We start from the raw sequence: 12,285 nt of genomic DNA, 5'->3' as shown, positions 1-12,285 counted from the left end.
GCTCAGCGGTGTCGGCCCGGGAACTCCTCGGACTGCTCAGGGGCCGGCGACCACCGGGGGCGTCCCGACGAGGTCGAGCCGATCACCGAGGATCACCGCGCTGGCCCGGACGAGCTGGGTGAGCCGGTCCACCTCGGTGCTGTGGAACGCGGCGGCGGAGAGGGTCTCGCTGTGTTCGCGGGCCACCACCAGCACCAGGCCCGCCCGGCCGAACGGCGCAATCGCGTGGTGGGTGCCGTCGGGCGTGGTCATCGACCGCCCGCGCAGCGGGGTCACCTCCGGCAACCGCAGGGGTACGGGAGTACGCCAGCTCGCGTGCCCCACGGTTGCCCCGCCACTCCCGTTCCGTGACGCCCAGTCGACCGGCACCACGGCGGCGACGGCCCAGTCGGCTGCCAGCAGCCCGGGCACCGCGTCGACCAGGGTGGCCAGCCCGTCGGCCGGGTTGGCCGCGACCTGGGCCAACAGCTCCGCGTCCTGGCCGGTGGTGGTGGGCGCGCCGATCGCCCGCCACACACCGTCCACCCGCACGCCCGGAATCGCCGCGAGACCAGCCAGCAGCCGCTCCACCCGCGCCGCGCCCGGCCAGACGACCGTGAAGTCGTCCACCGCGCGCCCGCCGAGACGTTCGAGGACCACCACCTGGACGATGTCCGCCCCGGAGACGCCCAGCGTGCGGGCGACCTGGCCGAGCGTGCCCGGACGGTCCGGCAGGGTGACCCGAACTCGCAGCAACATGTCTGTCCCTCCGCTCGGCGGGCCGGCGAAGAGCGGCCGGCAGGCTGCGTCCCAGCCTGACTGTTGACCATTTCGTCCCTGTTGCAGAGGCATGTCCCGAGGGGAAAATCTGACCTTGACAACGTGAGCGAGCTGCCATGAACTAGTCCGATGAGTGATCCGGCCGTCGATGCAGTGCGGCCGGGTGCCGTCCCCACCTCTCCCGCCGGGCTCTCCCTGGACCGGCTCGCCGGCTACCTGGCCGAGCACCGACCCGAGCTGGCCGTCGGTCCGCTACGGGCCAACCTGATCGCGGGCGGCAAATCCAACCTCACCTACCTGCTGAGCCTCGGCGACCGGGAGGTCGTGCTGCGCCGCCCTCCGCTCGGGCACGTGCTGGCGACCGCGCACGACATGGCCCGCGAGTTCCGGGTCATCTCGGCGTTGGCGCCGACCGAGGTGCCGGTCCCGGGCGCGCTGCTGCTCTGCACCGATCCGGACGTGATCGGCGCGCCGTTCTACCTGATGGAGCGGATGCCCGGCGAGGTGTTCCGCACCCGCGCGCAGACCGACCCGCTGGGTGACGAGCGACGCCGCGCCCTCGCCCTGGCGATGATGGACACGCTCGCCGCGCTGCACAGCGTCGAGCCGTCCACGGTCGGGCTGAGCGACTTCGGCCGCCCGGAGGGCTACCTCGCGCGGCAGGTCCGCCGCTGGGGCGGACAACTCGACCGCTCGCGCAGCCGCCCGCTGCCCGGCATCGACGAGCTGCGTGACCTGCTCGCGGCGACCGCCCCGGAGGGCGCGAACGCCGGCCGGATCGTGCACGGCGACTACCGGTTGGACAATCTCCTCGCCTCGGCCGACCCGGTGGCCGTGCACGCGGTGCTCGACTGGGAGATGGCCACCCTCGGCGACCCCCTCGCCGACCTGGGGCTGCTGCTGACGTACTGGGACGTGCTGGGCGGCAGCGACACCGCCGCGGGCAACCCGGTCGCCGACGGGCTCGGCCCGCGCGCCGGCTTCCCCACCGGCAGCGAGCTGATCGACCGGTACGCCAGGCGCAGCGACGTGAACGTCGGCCCGCTGCACTGGCACGTGGCGCTGGGCTGTTTCAAGCTCGCGGTCATCTGCGAGGGCATTCACTACCGCCACACGCTCGGGCAGACGCTCGGCGAGGGCTTCGACCGGATCGGCGAGATGGTGGCACCGCTGGTCGCGCACGGGCTGACCGCCGCCAGGGAGCGGTGATGGACTTCTCATTCGACAGCCGGACCGAGGAGCTGCGCGACGAGCTGACCCGGTTCCTGACCGAACATGTCTACCCGGCCGAAGCCGTGCACGCCGAGCAGGTCGCCGCCGGTGACCCGTGGTCGCGTACCCCCGTGCTGGCCGAACTGAAGGCCGAGGCCCGCAAGCGCGGCCTGTGGAACCTGTTCCTGCCCGACCCGCGCTACGGCGCCGGCCTGACCAACCTGCAGTACGCGCCGCTCGCCGAGCTGACCGGGCGCAGCCCGCACCTCGCGCCGGAGGCGGTCAACTGCGCGGCACCGGACACCGGCAACATGGAGTTGCTGGCCGAGTTCGGCTCGGACGCGCAGCGGCAACGCTGGCTCATGCCGCTGCTGGAGGGGGAGATCCGCTCCGCGTTCTGCATGACCGAGCCGGACGTGGCGTCCTCCGACGCCACCAACATCGCCACCCGGATCACCCGTGACGGCGACGAGTACGTCATCAACGGGCGCAAATGGTGGTCGTCCGGTGCGATGGACCCGCGCTGCGAGATCTTCATCGTGATGGGCAAGACCGACCCCGCCGCCGACCGGCACCGCCAGCAGAGCATGGTGCTGGTCCCCCGGGACACCCTCGGGGTGAGCGTCCGCCGGGGCATGACCGTCTTCGGCTACACCGACGGTTCACACGGCGGGCACGCCGAGATCGACTTCACCGACGTCCGGGTGCCCGCCGAGAATCTGATCGGCGCCGAGGGCACCGGCTTCGCCATCGCCCAGGCCCGGCTGGGTCCGGGCCGCATCCACCACTGCATGCGGCTGATCGGGATGGCCGAACGAGCACTGGAGCTGCTCTGCCGCCGGGCCAACGAGCGGATCGCGTTCGGCCGGCCGCTGGCCGAGCAGGGCGTGGTCCGGGAGTGGATCGCCGAGTCGCGGGTGCGTATCGAGCAGGCCCGGCTGCTGGTGCTGAAGACCGCCTGGCTGATGGACACCGTCGGCAACAAGGGCGCCCACACCGAGATCCAGGCCATCAAGATCGGCACCCCGGCGATGGCGGAGTGGGTGATCGACAAGGCCATCCAGGGGTACGGCGGCGCCGGCGTCAGCCAGGACACCCCCCTCGCCGCCCTCTGGGCGCAGACCCGCACCCTGCGCCTGGCCGACGGTCCCGACGAGGTCCACCGCAACTCCCTCGCCAAGCGCGAACTCCGCCGCTGGACCGCCACCCCCGCCTGACCACGCCAACCCCGAACACGCCGCACGACCGCACGCCCTCCGCACCCCGCGCGACCGCACACCCTCCGCACCCCGCGCGACGCATCCCCGCGCCGCGCGAGATCGTGCTACTTCCTGGTTGTAGTGGCCTCCAGCCGCACGGAGACCACTACAACCAGGATCGAGCGTGATCTTGCCCTTTGACCCCGTCGATGGCCACCGGGGCGGGCGGGGGTGGGTCAGGCGGAGGCGCGGTGGACCAGCTGGGTGTCCAGGACGATCTGCGGGGCGGGGATGTCGTCGCCGCGAATTCGGGCGACCAGCAGGCGAGCCATCTGCCGGCCCATCTCTTCCACCGGCTGGAAGACCGTGGTCAGCGGCGGGTCCGCCCGGAGGGCGATCGTCGCGTCGTCGAAGCCGATCACCGCGACGTCCTCGGGCACCCGCCGGCCGGCCTCGCGCAGGGTCCGCAACGCGCCGAACGCCATCAGGTCCGATGCGACGAAGACCGCGTCCAGATCCGGGCAGGTGTCCAACAGTCGGCGCATGCCGGACGCGCCGCTGCCCTCGCTGAAGTCGCCGTACACGATCAGGTCGGGGTTGACGCCGGCCCCGTTGGTCTTGACCGCCTCGGTGTAGCCGGTCAGCCGGGCCAGGCCGACACCCATGTCCTGCGGCCCGGCGATGGTGGCGATGCGCCGCCGTCCCTGCCTCGTCAGGTACTCCACCGCCTGCCGGGCCCCGCCAACGTTGTCCACGTCGACGAACCAGGCGGGCTGAGCACCGGGTTGCAGCATCCGGGCGGGCCGACCGCCGAGCACGGCGGGCAGGCCGCGCTCCTCCAGCAGCGTCGGCAGCGGGTCGGAGTCGTGCAGAGACAGCAGCAGTACGCCGTCGACGTGCTGGTTGGTCAGGTGGTGCTCGACCCGCTCCCGCTCCACCGGCGACTGCGCCATGGCCAGCCAGAGCTGCATCGGCGTCTCCAGCAGCCCGGAGCTGATCCCCCGGACGATCGCGGCGAAGAACGGCTCGGTGAAGACCCGCTCACCGGATTCGGACACCACCAGCGCGACGGAGTCGGTCCGCTGGGTGACGAGCGCACGGGCGGCCCGGTTCGGCACGTACCCCAGCTCGGCGATGGCCTGTTGGACCGCGGCCCGGGCCTCCGGGCTGACCTGTGGTGAGCCGTTGACCACGCGGGAGACCGTGCCCCGGCCGACACCGGCGCGCGCCGCGACCGCATCGAGGGTCGGGCGCCCGAGCGACCGGGTGCGCTGCGTTGTCATCGTCTGCTCCTCCGACGGCGGGCGGACCCGGCGCCACCTGCGAGAGGTGGACGCCAGGACCGTCCTGATGGCTGGCCCGAGCCTATTGTGCGGCCAGACCGTTGCGCCGGATCACCGAGGCGTACCACTTGGCGCTGGACTTGGGGATGCGTACCTGACTGTCGTAGTCGACGTGGATCATGCCGAAGCGCTTGGTGTAACCCCAGGCCCATTCGAAATTATCCATCAACGACCAGGCAAAGTATCCCCGCAGGGGCACTCCGGCGTTGATCGCCTCGTGCGCGGCGCGCAGGTGCGCGTCGAAGAAGGCCAGCCGGTCGACGTCGTCGACCTCTCCGTCGACCACCGTGTCGACGAACGCCGAGCCGTTCTCGGTGACGTAGAGGGGCAGGTCGGTGTAGTCGTGCACCCGGCGCAGCGTCTCCACCAGGCCCGGGGCGTCGATCTCCCAGCCCATGTCGGTGACCGGGACGCCGCGGGTGACGAACCGGACGTCCTCGCTGCCCGGCCAGCACGAGGGGGCCGGCTCGGCCTCGACGCTGCCGGTCGGGGCGGCGACCACGTGCCGGCTGTAGTAGTTGACCCCGACCAGGTCCAGCGGCGTGGAGATGGTCGCGAGGTCACCGTCCTGCACGTGGTCGAAGTCGGTCACCGCGCTCAGGTCGGCCACCAGGTCTTCCGGGTACGACCCCCGCAGCAACGGGTCGAGGAAGAACCGGTTCGCCAACCCGTCGATCCGCCGGGCGGCGTCCACGTCGGCAGGGGTGTCGCTGGCCGGGTCGACCGGGTAGAGGTTGACGGTCACGCCCACCTCGGCGGTCGGCCGGGCGGCCCGCAGCGCCTGCACGGACAGGCCGTGACCGAGCATCAGGTGGTGCCCGGCGCGGACCGCGTCCGCGCCGGCGGTGCGACCGGGAGCGTGCACCCCGGAGCCGTAGCCGAGGAACGCGGAGCACCACGGCTCGTTCAGCGTGGTCCAGTAGCGCACCCGGTCACCGAGCGCGTCGGCCACCAACGTCGTGTAGTCGGCGAAGCGGGCCGCGGTGTCCCGGGCCGGCCACCCGCCGGCGTCCTCCAGGGGCTGCGGCAGGTCCCAGTGGTAGAGGGTGAGCCACGGCTCGATGCCGTTGGCCAGCAACTCGTCGACCAGCCGCCGGTAGAAATCCAGACCCCGCGGGTTGGCCGCGCCGGTGCCGCCGGGCTGCACCCGGGACCAGGAGACCGAGAAACGGTACGACTTCAGGCCCAGCTCGGCCATCAGCGCGACGTCTTCGCCGAGCCGGTGGTAGTGGTCGCAGGCCACGTCGCCGGTGTGCCCGGCGAGGACCCGACCGTCGGTGTGGCTGAAGGTGTCCCAGATCGACGGGGTGCGGCCGTCGACGGCCGCTGCCCCCTCGATCTGGTACGCCGCGGTCGCGGCCCCCCACAGGAAACCGGGTGGGAAGGTCAGCCCGGGGCGCTCGTCGAGGACGTCAACGGCGAATGGGCTGGCGGGGTTGCTCACGACTTGACGGCACCTTCCATGATCCCGCCGATGATCTGGCGGCCGAACACGAGAAAGACGAGCACCAGGGGGATCGTGCCGATCGCCGTGGCGGCGAACACCTGGGAGTAGTCGGTGTAGTAGGCGTACGAGAGGAAGGAGAGCGAGACCTGCAGGGTCGGGTTCTCCGGGGTGAGGATGGCGTACGGCCAGATGAACGAGTTCCAGGTCTCCATGAAGGTCAGCAGACCGAGGACGCCCGCGGCGGGGCGCAGCGCGGGCAGCACGATGCTCCAGTAGATCCGGAACGTGCTCGCCCCGTCGACGCGACCGGCCTCGATCAGCTCGTCGGAGATGGCCTGGCTGGCGTACTGCCGCATCATGAACACGCCGAAGGCGCTGACCAGGAACGGCACGGTGACCGCGTAGAGGGTGTCGTACCACCCCAGGTCCTGCATCATGCCCCAGAGCGGGATGAGCCCCATCTGGGTCGGGATCATCATGGTGACGATGATCGCCAGCAGGAGGGCGTTGCTGCCCCGGAACCGCAGCTTGGCGAAGGCGAACCCGGCCAGCGAACCGGTGAGCACCACCGACAGGGTGACCACCGAGGAGACGATGATCGAGTTCATCATGCCGGTGAGGAAGTTGGCGGCGTCGTTGTCGAGCACCCGCCCGAAGTTGTCACCGAACGCTCCGCCGGGGGTCAGCGGCGGCGGCACGTCGTTGATCGAGTCCAGGCTGCGACTGCCGATCACCAACATGTAGTAGAACGGGTAGATCGACAGCAGCGCCGCCAGGACGAGTGCCGCGTAGGTCAACGGGCTGGTGCGCCAGAGGCGCTGGGAAGCCGAGATCATCGCTCTCTCCTCACTTCGCCGAGCGGCGGACGAGTAGGAAGTTGAACAGCGACACCACGACGATGATCATGAAGATCGCCCAGGCGACCGCGGCTCCGTAGCCGGCGGTGTTCAGGTTCGAGATGCCCATCTCGTACATGTACATGGCCAGCGTCTGGAACTCCCGCTGGCTGCCGCCGAGGATGTTGCCGTTGGCGAAGAGCAGCGGCTCGGTGAAGAGCTGCATGCCGCCGATCGTGGACAGGATGACCACGAAGATGAAGGTGGGCTTGAGCATGGGCAGGGTGATCTGCCAGAACTGCCGCCACTGGCTGGCGCCGTCGATCGCCGCAGCCTCGTAGAGGTCCTTCGGGATCGCCTGCATGCCGGCGAGCAGGATCAGGGTGTTGTACCCGGTCCACCGCCAGTTGACCATCGTCGAGATGGCAAACCACGAACTCCACCGCTGCCCGTCCCAGTCGACCGGGTCGACACCGACGAAGCTGAGCAGCCAGTTGAACAGGCCGAACTCCCGCTGGAACAGCATCCCGAAGACGATCGCGACCGCGGCCACCGAGACCACGTTCGGCATGAAGATGGCCATCCGGAAGAAGGTCTTGGCGCGCAGGAAGGTCCGGTTCAGCAGGTTCGCCAGGAAGAGGGCGAGCAACAGCTGCGGGATGGTCGACAGGGCGAAGATGCCGAACGTGTTGACGAGCGCGTTCCAGAAGTACTCGTCGGAGAACAGCCGGGTGTAGTTGTCGAACCCGATGAAGGTGTGGTCGCCGATCATGTCCCAGTCGTGCAGCGACATCCAGGCGGTACGCACCATCGGGTACAGCCCGAAGGCGCCGAAGATCAGGAAGAACGGGGCGATGTAGAAGTACGGCGAGTACTTGACATCGAAGCGGTTGAGTAACCTCCCCCGCCGACGTCGCGCATCGACGTCGGGAGAAGGCGGTGCTGCTGGCGACGGCGGTGCCGTCGTGGCCGACAGGCTCATGCGAATTTCCTTTTCCGGCGAGGCCCGGGGGCCCTCGCGCAGGGCGCTACGCGGAGGGGACCGGCCGGTGGCGTCCGGGAAGCCCCGAACGCCACCGGCAGGGAATCACTCAGAAGGCACCCTGAGTCTTGGCGTCCTTCGTGAACTGCTCCCAGGCCTTCGCCTTGTTGGCCTGCCCGCTCTCGAAAGCCCGCAGGGCCGGCTCGAGCGCGTTCTCCTTGACCGCCTGGTGCTTCGGGCCCAGGTGGGTCGGCTGGATCTTGGCGACGCTCTCCCCGAAGATCTTGCCGGTCGGCGCGTTGCTGAAGTACTCGTTGGTGTAGCTGGTAAACGCGTCGTTCTTCAGCGCCTCCAGGTTCGTGGGCAGCGGGCCCTTGAGCTTGAAGGCCTCGACCTGGCTCTTCGCGTTGGTCAGGTACTCGGCGAGCTTCGCCGCCTCCTTCGGGTACTTGCTCTGCGCCGGGACCGCGAGCCACGAGCCGCCCCAGTTACCGCCGCCGCCCGGCACGGACGCGACATCCCACTTGCCCTTGTTGGCCGGACCGGAGTTGTCCGACACGATGCCGAGCATCCAGGACGGGCAGAAGGTGGCCGCGAAGGTGCCCTGCTTGAAGCCACCCGACCACTCCGGCGACCAGGTCTGCGCCTTGGCGGAGATGTCCGCCATCGACGTCGCGGTGTCCCAGGCGTTCTTCACCGCGGGGCTGGTGTCCGCGATGATGTTGTCTTCCTTGTCGTAGAACAGGTCACCGTTGCCCTGGAACATCACGCCGTTCGAGACGGCGGTGATCGAGTCGATGAGCGCCTTGCCACCGCTGCCCTGCTTGTACTTCAGACCGGCCTGGTGGAAGCCGTTCCAGTCCGGCCAGAGCGCCGACACCTGGTCGCGCTCGGTCGGCAGACCGGCAGCCTGGAACAGGTCCTTGCGGTAGCAGACGGCGAGGCTGCCGACGTCGGTCGGCAGGCCGATCAGCCGACCGTCCGGCGCCTTGCCCAGCTCCCACTTCCAGGGCAGGTAGTCCTTGGAGTGGTCGGAGACCAGCGGCGCGAGGTCGGACCAGTTGCGCGCGTTGGGCTTGAACTCGTTGAGGATGCCCTCTTCCAGGGCGGTGACGTCCGCCGCGCCCTTGCCGGTGGCCAGGTAGCGGACCAGCTTCGGCCGGTACTCGGCGAGCTGCGCGGTCTTGCGCAGCTCGACCTTGATGCCGGTGTCCTTCTCGTACTGCTTGACGAGCTCGTCGTAGCCCATCTCGCCGAAGGTGTCGACGACCAACTTGGCCGGCTTCTCGCCGGCCGCCGGCTTGTCGTCGTCGTTGCCGCAGGCCGCGAGACCGCCGATTGCGGTGATCGCGGCCAGGGCAGCGGCCGCCAGGCGGGTACGCCGCGTGGTGACACTCATTCGCTGACCCCTCTTTCCGGTGGTGAGGCTGGGTGGTTTGTGGTGGGGGGTGCTCATTGCGCCAGACCGGGGATTGCGTGAGTGACCCATGCCACCTCGGGAGCGCTCCCATGAGATTGCCGACAGGTAACGGGAGTGTCAATAGGGCGATGGGAGCGTTCCCAGATCGTTACCGCCACGCTTCCTCAGAGCTCACGCCCTGTCCCCACCTCCCAAATCACCCCCAACCGGGAGTGCGGGCGGGGTCAGCAGAAGCGGCGCAGGAGGGTGGTCGTCCGGCGCGGGTCGAAGCGGGACGGGTCGAAGGTGGAGCCCGCCCAGTCGCGCAGCATCGCGTGCCGCGGGTCGGCCAGGTCGCCGCCGTCGCCCAACGCGACAAGCAGCGCCTGATAGCCCGACGACCCGCCGATGCCCTCCGGCGGGCAGGCCTGCTCGCCGTCGCGACAGACCGGGTACCGCTCGTCGGCATCGACGGTCAGCGCGTCCTCCACGACCAGGTCGTGCTCCCACCAGTCACTGAAGTCGTACGTGTAGGAGAACCGGCTGCCCTTGCCGAGCACCGCGTCCAGCCGCACGTCCAGCTCGTCGTGCAGCGCCAACTCCCCGTCCGGGTCCGGCTCGCCGTACTGCACGGCGTCGATCTCGAACGAGTGCAGGTGGCAGTCCCGCCAACCCATCGCGTGCTGCACCACCCGGTGCAGCCGGTCCAGCGTGTACCCGGCCGGAACGAGCACCCGGCGCCACACCAGCGGGCGGACGCCGGCGAGGGACATCTTCAGCTGGAAGATCTGACGCGGCATGCTGTCCTGTCCTCCCGCGGCTTAGGCTGCGAGCATGATCTGCCGAGCGTGCCGGGCCCGGCGGCACGACGACTGCCCGGGCCGGAACTGGTGCGACTGCCAGCACCGTACCGCCGAACCGACCCCTCCGGTCACCGGTCCGGCCAGCGAATGACCGTCGGAATCCCGATCCGGCGGCTCTGGCCGGAGCCCTCGACGCAGCCGCTCGACGACGACGCGCTGACCGCCCTCTACGACCGCGCCGACGAGCCCCGGCTCCGGGTCAACTTCGTCACCAGCCTGGACGGCGCGGTCAGCGTGGACGGCTACTCCGCCGGGCTCTCCGGTGAGCCGGACAAGCGGGTGTTCGGCCTGCTGCGGATGGTCTGCGACGCGCTGGTGGTGGCCGCAGGCACGTTTCGCCAAGAGGGGTACCGGGCGGTCCGCCTCAACGAGCGGCGCCGCGCCTGGCGCCGCGAACGCGGGCTGACCGAGTACCCGACGCTGGTGGTCGTCTCCGGGTCACTCGACCTGGATCCGGCGCAGGCCGCCTTCGCCGACGCGCCGACCCGCCCGATCGTGCTCACCCACGCCGACGCCGATCCGCCACCCGGCCTGACCGACGTCGCCGACCTGCTGCGCTGCGGCACCGGGCGGGTCGACCTGGCCGCCGGTCTCACCGAGCTGCACCGACGCGGGCTGACCCAACTGCTCTGCGAGGGCGGCCCACACCTGTTCGGCGCGCTCACCGCCGCGGACCTGGTGGACGAGCTGTGCCTGACCGTCTCACCGATGCTGGCGGGCCCCGGGCCGGGCCGGATCACCGCGGGCGACACCGTGCCACCTCGACAGCTGTCCCTGCGGCACGTGCTCGCCGCCGAAAACGGTGTGCTCATGCTCCGCCACGCCCGCCCGTGATCTCAGTCGACGAGCACCGCCCCGGGAGCCCACGGGATCTGGTAGCGCCGGCCGTCCTCGGTGCTCGCCCACACCTGCACATCTTCGTACGGCTCGGCGGCGACCACCTCGACCACCGCGCCCTGCGGCGCCGCGCCGAGCGGATGCGGCACGCCGTTGGCGACGACCTCGACGGTGCGCCCCTGCGGCGCCTGGACCAGGACGTAGAGCCGCCCGCCGGAGCGACGGGCCACGGCCACGCCCAGCCCGCTGCTGGTGGATCGGACGGCCGCGCAGACCGCGTCACCGTCGACGCAGGCCAGGTCGTACGAGAGGTAGTCGAGTAACCGGCGCGGTTCGCCCGCGTCCGGGGCGACCAGGACCTCGACGGCCTGTCCCCCGGCGGCCCGCTCCTGGGCGCGTGGTTCGCGTCGGATCAGCACCAGCGTCTCCGTCCCGGCCCGGCCGACTGCCACGACCTGCGCCAAGGGCACCCGTCGACCGTCGGGACCGACGATTCCGGCCGGGACGTCGGCAGCGGCGCTCGGCCCGGTGCCCCCGCCCTCGCTACCGCCACCGCGACCGGCGGGCCACAGTTGCGGGAGCACCAGTGCCCCGGCGGCGACCACCACGGCCACCGTGCCACCCGACAGCAGCAGACGCCGACGGCGGCGCGTCCGGCTTCTCGTGATGACCCGGTGCGCGAGACCGGGCGGCAGCTCCACGGTCGCGACAGCATGGTCGAGCAGGCCAGCCACCTCGTGGTCACGCATGATTCTCCTCCGCAAGGTCGAGGTCGAGTGGGTAAACACCGGCAGCCTCCAGCCGGGCCCGCAGGCGGTGCAGACCACGGGAGGCCTGGCTCTTCACCGACCCCACGGAACATTCCAGTTCGGCAGCTGCCTCCGCCTCGGAGAAACCAAGCCAGTACCGGACCACCACCACCGCCCGCATCCGCGGCGGAAGGTCCCGCAGTGCCGCCAGCAGCAACTCGCGGTCGTCGACCCGGGTCATCTCATCCTGCTGCGGCAGCACGTCCGGAAGGCCGGCGACCCGACGTCGGTTCCACGGTGAGCGCCACCGGCTGACGAGCCGATTGGTCATCGCGCGACGCAGGTAGGCCTCCGGCTGCCGCTGCCGGACCGCAGACCAGCGTGGGTACGCCTGCTCCAGCACCTCCTGCAGCAGGTCCTCGGCGTCCGCCCGCTGCCCGGTGATCAGTACGGCGAAGCGGAGCAGTCGCGGGCCGCTCGTCGCGACGAAGGCGCCGAAGTCGTCATTCATGCGTGCTCCATGCCTAGGTAACGCGACCGGCGCCCCGGGAGTTGAGTGCTGGCCGTGCGTGGTGCGCGCGGACATCACTCCCGCCCACCTCACGCACTCGGACGAGCACCCAGCGTCATGAGTGTGACGGCGCATGGTGTCGTCCGCC

The 12,285-nt window shown here is 70.5% G+C and carries 12 protein-coding genes; 3 read left to right on the top strand and 9 right to left on the bottom strand.

Features of this window, described 5'->3' with window-relative positions; all coding sequences use genetic code 11:
* Positions 1–36: 36 nt before the first annotated feature.
* Positions 37–738: an ACT domain-containing protein gene (locus tag HNR20_RS22350; protein WP_184183074.1), complete on the bottom strand. Its 702-nt coding sequence runs from the start codon at positions 736–738 to the stop codon at positions 37–39.
* Between the two features lie 150 nt (positions 739–888).
* Between HNR20_RS22350 and HNR20_RS22345 the strand changes: the two genes are divergently transcribed.
* Positions 889–1,968 (top strand): phosphotransferase family protein, encoded by a 1,080-nt coding sequence (locus HNR20_RS22345; protein WP_184183071.1) that lies wholly within the window; start codon positions 889–891, stop codon positions 1,966–1,968.
* On the top strand, positions 1,968–3,188 hold the full coding sequence (locus HNR20_RS22340) for an acyl-CoA dehydrogenase family protein (protein WP_184183070.1): 1,221 nt from the start codon (positions 1,968–1,970) through the stop codon (positions 3,186–3,188). Before HNR20_RS22345 ends, HNR20_RS22340 begins: the two co-directional genes overlap by 1 nt.
* A 218-nt stretch (positions 3,189–3,406) precedes the next feature.
* On the opposite strand, the gene HNR20_RS22335 is transcribed toward HNR20_RS22340, so the two are convergent.
* From HNR20_RS22335 to HNR20_RS22310, 6 genes are all read right to left on the bottom strand, one after another.
* Positions 3,407–4,453, bottom strand: coding sequence for a LacI family DNA-binding transcriptional regulator (locus tag HNR20_RS22335; RefSeq protein ID WP_184183056.1), 1,047 nt, complete (start codon positions 4,451–4,453; stop codon positions 3,407–3,409).
* 82 nt (positions 4,454–4,535) lie between these two features.
* A complete protein-coding gene (locus HNR20_RS22330) occupies positions 4,536–5,957 on the bottom strand; it encodes a GH1 family beta-glucosidase (RefSeq protein ID WP_184183054.1) in 1,422 nt (473 codons plus the stop codon).
* Positions 5,954–6,796 carry a carbohydrate ABC transporter permease gene (locus tag HNR20_RS22325; RefSeq protein ID WP_184183052.1) on the bottom strand — a complete coding sequence of 281 codons (843 nt, stop codon included), beginning with the start codon at positions 6,794–6,796 and terminating at the stop codon, positions 5,954–5,956. Before HNR20_RS22325 ends, HNR20_RS22330 begins: the two co-directional genes overlap by 4 nt.
* 10 nt (positions 6,797–6,806) lie before the next feature.
* The gene (locus HNR20_RS22320; protein WP_184183050.1) at positions 6,807–7,778 is read right to left on the bottom strand and encodes a carbohydrate ABC transporter permease; all 972 of its coding nucleotides are present in this window, start codon (positions 7,776–7,778) and stop codon (positions 6,807–6,809) included.
* 109 nt (positions 7,779–7,887) lie between these two features.
* The gene (locus HNR20_RS22315) at positions 7,888–9,177 is read right to left on the bottom strand and encodes an ABC transporter substrate-binding protein (RefSeq protein WP_184183048.1); all 1,290 of its coding nucleotides are present in this window, start codon (positions 9,175–9,177) and stop codon (positions 7,888–7,890) included.
* A gap of 245 nt (positions 9,178–9,422) precedes the next feature.
* Positions 9,423–9,977 carry a plasmid pRiA4b ORF-3 family protein gene (locus tag HNR20_RS22310; RefSeq protein WP_184183046.1) on the bottom strand — a complete coding sequence of 185 codons (555 nt, stop codon included), beginning with the start codon at positions 9,975–9,977 and terminating at the stop codon, positions 9,423–9,425.
* A gap of 150 nt (positions 9,978–10,127) precedes the next feature.
* Here HNR20_RS22310 and HNR20_RS22305 point away from each other — a divergent pair, with 150 nt between their 5' ends.
* On the top strand, positions 10,128–10,874 hold the full coding sequence (locus HNR20_RS22305; protein WP_184183043.1) for a pyrimidine reductase family protein: 747 nt from the start codon (positions 10,128–10,130) through the stop codon (positions 10,872–10,874).
* 2 nt (positions 10,875–10,876) lie between these two features.
* On the opposite strand, the gene HNR20_RS22300 is transcribed toward HNR20_RS22305, so the two are convergent.
* Both HNR20_RS22300 and HNR20_RS22295 read right to left on the bottom strand, forming a co-directional pair.
* A complete protein-coding gene (locus tag HNR20_RS22300; RefSeq protein ID WP_184183040.1) occupies positions 10,877–11,626 on the bottom strand; it encodes a hypothetical protein in 750 nt (249 codons plus the stop codon).
* Entirely contained in the window at positions 11,619–12,137 is a 519-nt protein-coding gene (locus HNR20_RS22295) for a SigE family RNA polymerase sigma factor (RefSeq protein ID WP_184183037.1), read from the bottom strand. Before HNR20_RS22295 ends, HNR20_RS22300 begins: the two co-directional genes overlap by 8 nt.
* Positions 12,138–12,285 lie beyond the last annotated feature (148 nt).

This window comes from Micromonospora parathelypteridis (assembly GCF_014201145.1).
Taxonomy (GTDB): Bacteria; Actinomycetota; Actinomycetes; order Mycobacteriales; family Micromonosporaceae; genus Micromonospora; species Micromonospora parathelypteridis.
This window is presented reverse-complemented; position numbering and strand designations above follow the sequence as displayed.

Coding starts and splice junctions, on each gene's coding strand:
- HNR20_RS22335 (WP_184183056.1), bottom strand. CDS start 4,453: ATGACAACGCAGCGCACCCGGTCGCTCGGGCGCCCGACCCTCGATGCG.
- HNR20_RS22325 (WP_184183052.1), bottom strand. CDS start 6,796: ATGATCTCGGCTTCCCAGCGCCTCTGGCGCACCAGCCCGTTGACCTAC.
- HNR20_RS22350 (WP_184183074.1), bottom strand. CDS start 738: ATGTTGCTGCGAGTTCGGGTCACCCTGCCGGACCGTCCGGGCACGCTC.
- HNR20_RS22305 (WP_184183043.1), top strand. CDS start 10,128: ATGACCGTCGGAATCCCGATCCGGCGGCTCTGGCCGGAGCCCTCGACG.
- HNR20_RS22320 (WP_184183050.1), bottom strand. CDS start 7,778: ATGAGCCTGTCGGCCACGACGGCACCGCCGTCGCCAGCAGCACCGCCT.
- HNR20_RS22310 (WP_184183046.1), bottom strand. CDS start 9,977: ATGCCGCGTCAGATCTTCCAGCTGAAGATGTCCCTCGCCGGCGTCCGC.
- HNR20_RS22300 (WP_184183040.1), bottom strand. CDS start 11,626: ATGCGTGACCACGAGGTGGCTGGCCTGCTCGACCATGCTGTCGCGACC.
- HNR20_RS22345 (WP_184183071.1), top strand. CDS start 889: ATGAGTGATCCGGCCGTCGATGCAGTGCGGCCGGGTGCCGTCCCCACC.
- HNR20_RS22340 (WP_184183070.1), top strand. CDS start 1,968: ATGGACTTCTCATTCGACAGCCGGACCGAGGAGCTGCGCGACGAGCTG.
- HNR20_RS22315 (WP_184183048.1), bottom strand. CDS start 9,177: ATGAGTGTCACCACGCGGCGTACCCGCCTGGCGGCCGCTGCCCTGGCC.
- HNR20_RS22295 (WP_184183037.1), bottom strand. CDS start 12,137: ATGAATGACGACTTCGGCGCCTTCGTCGCGACGAGCGGCCCGCGACTG.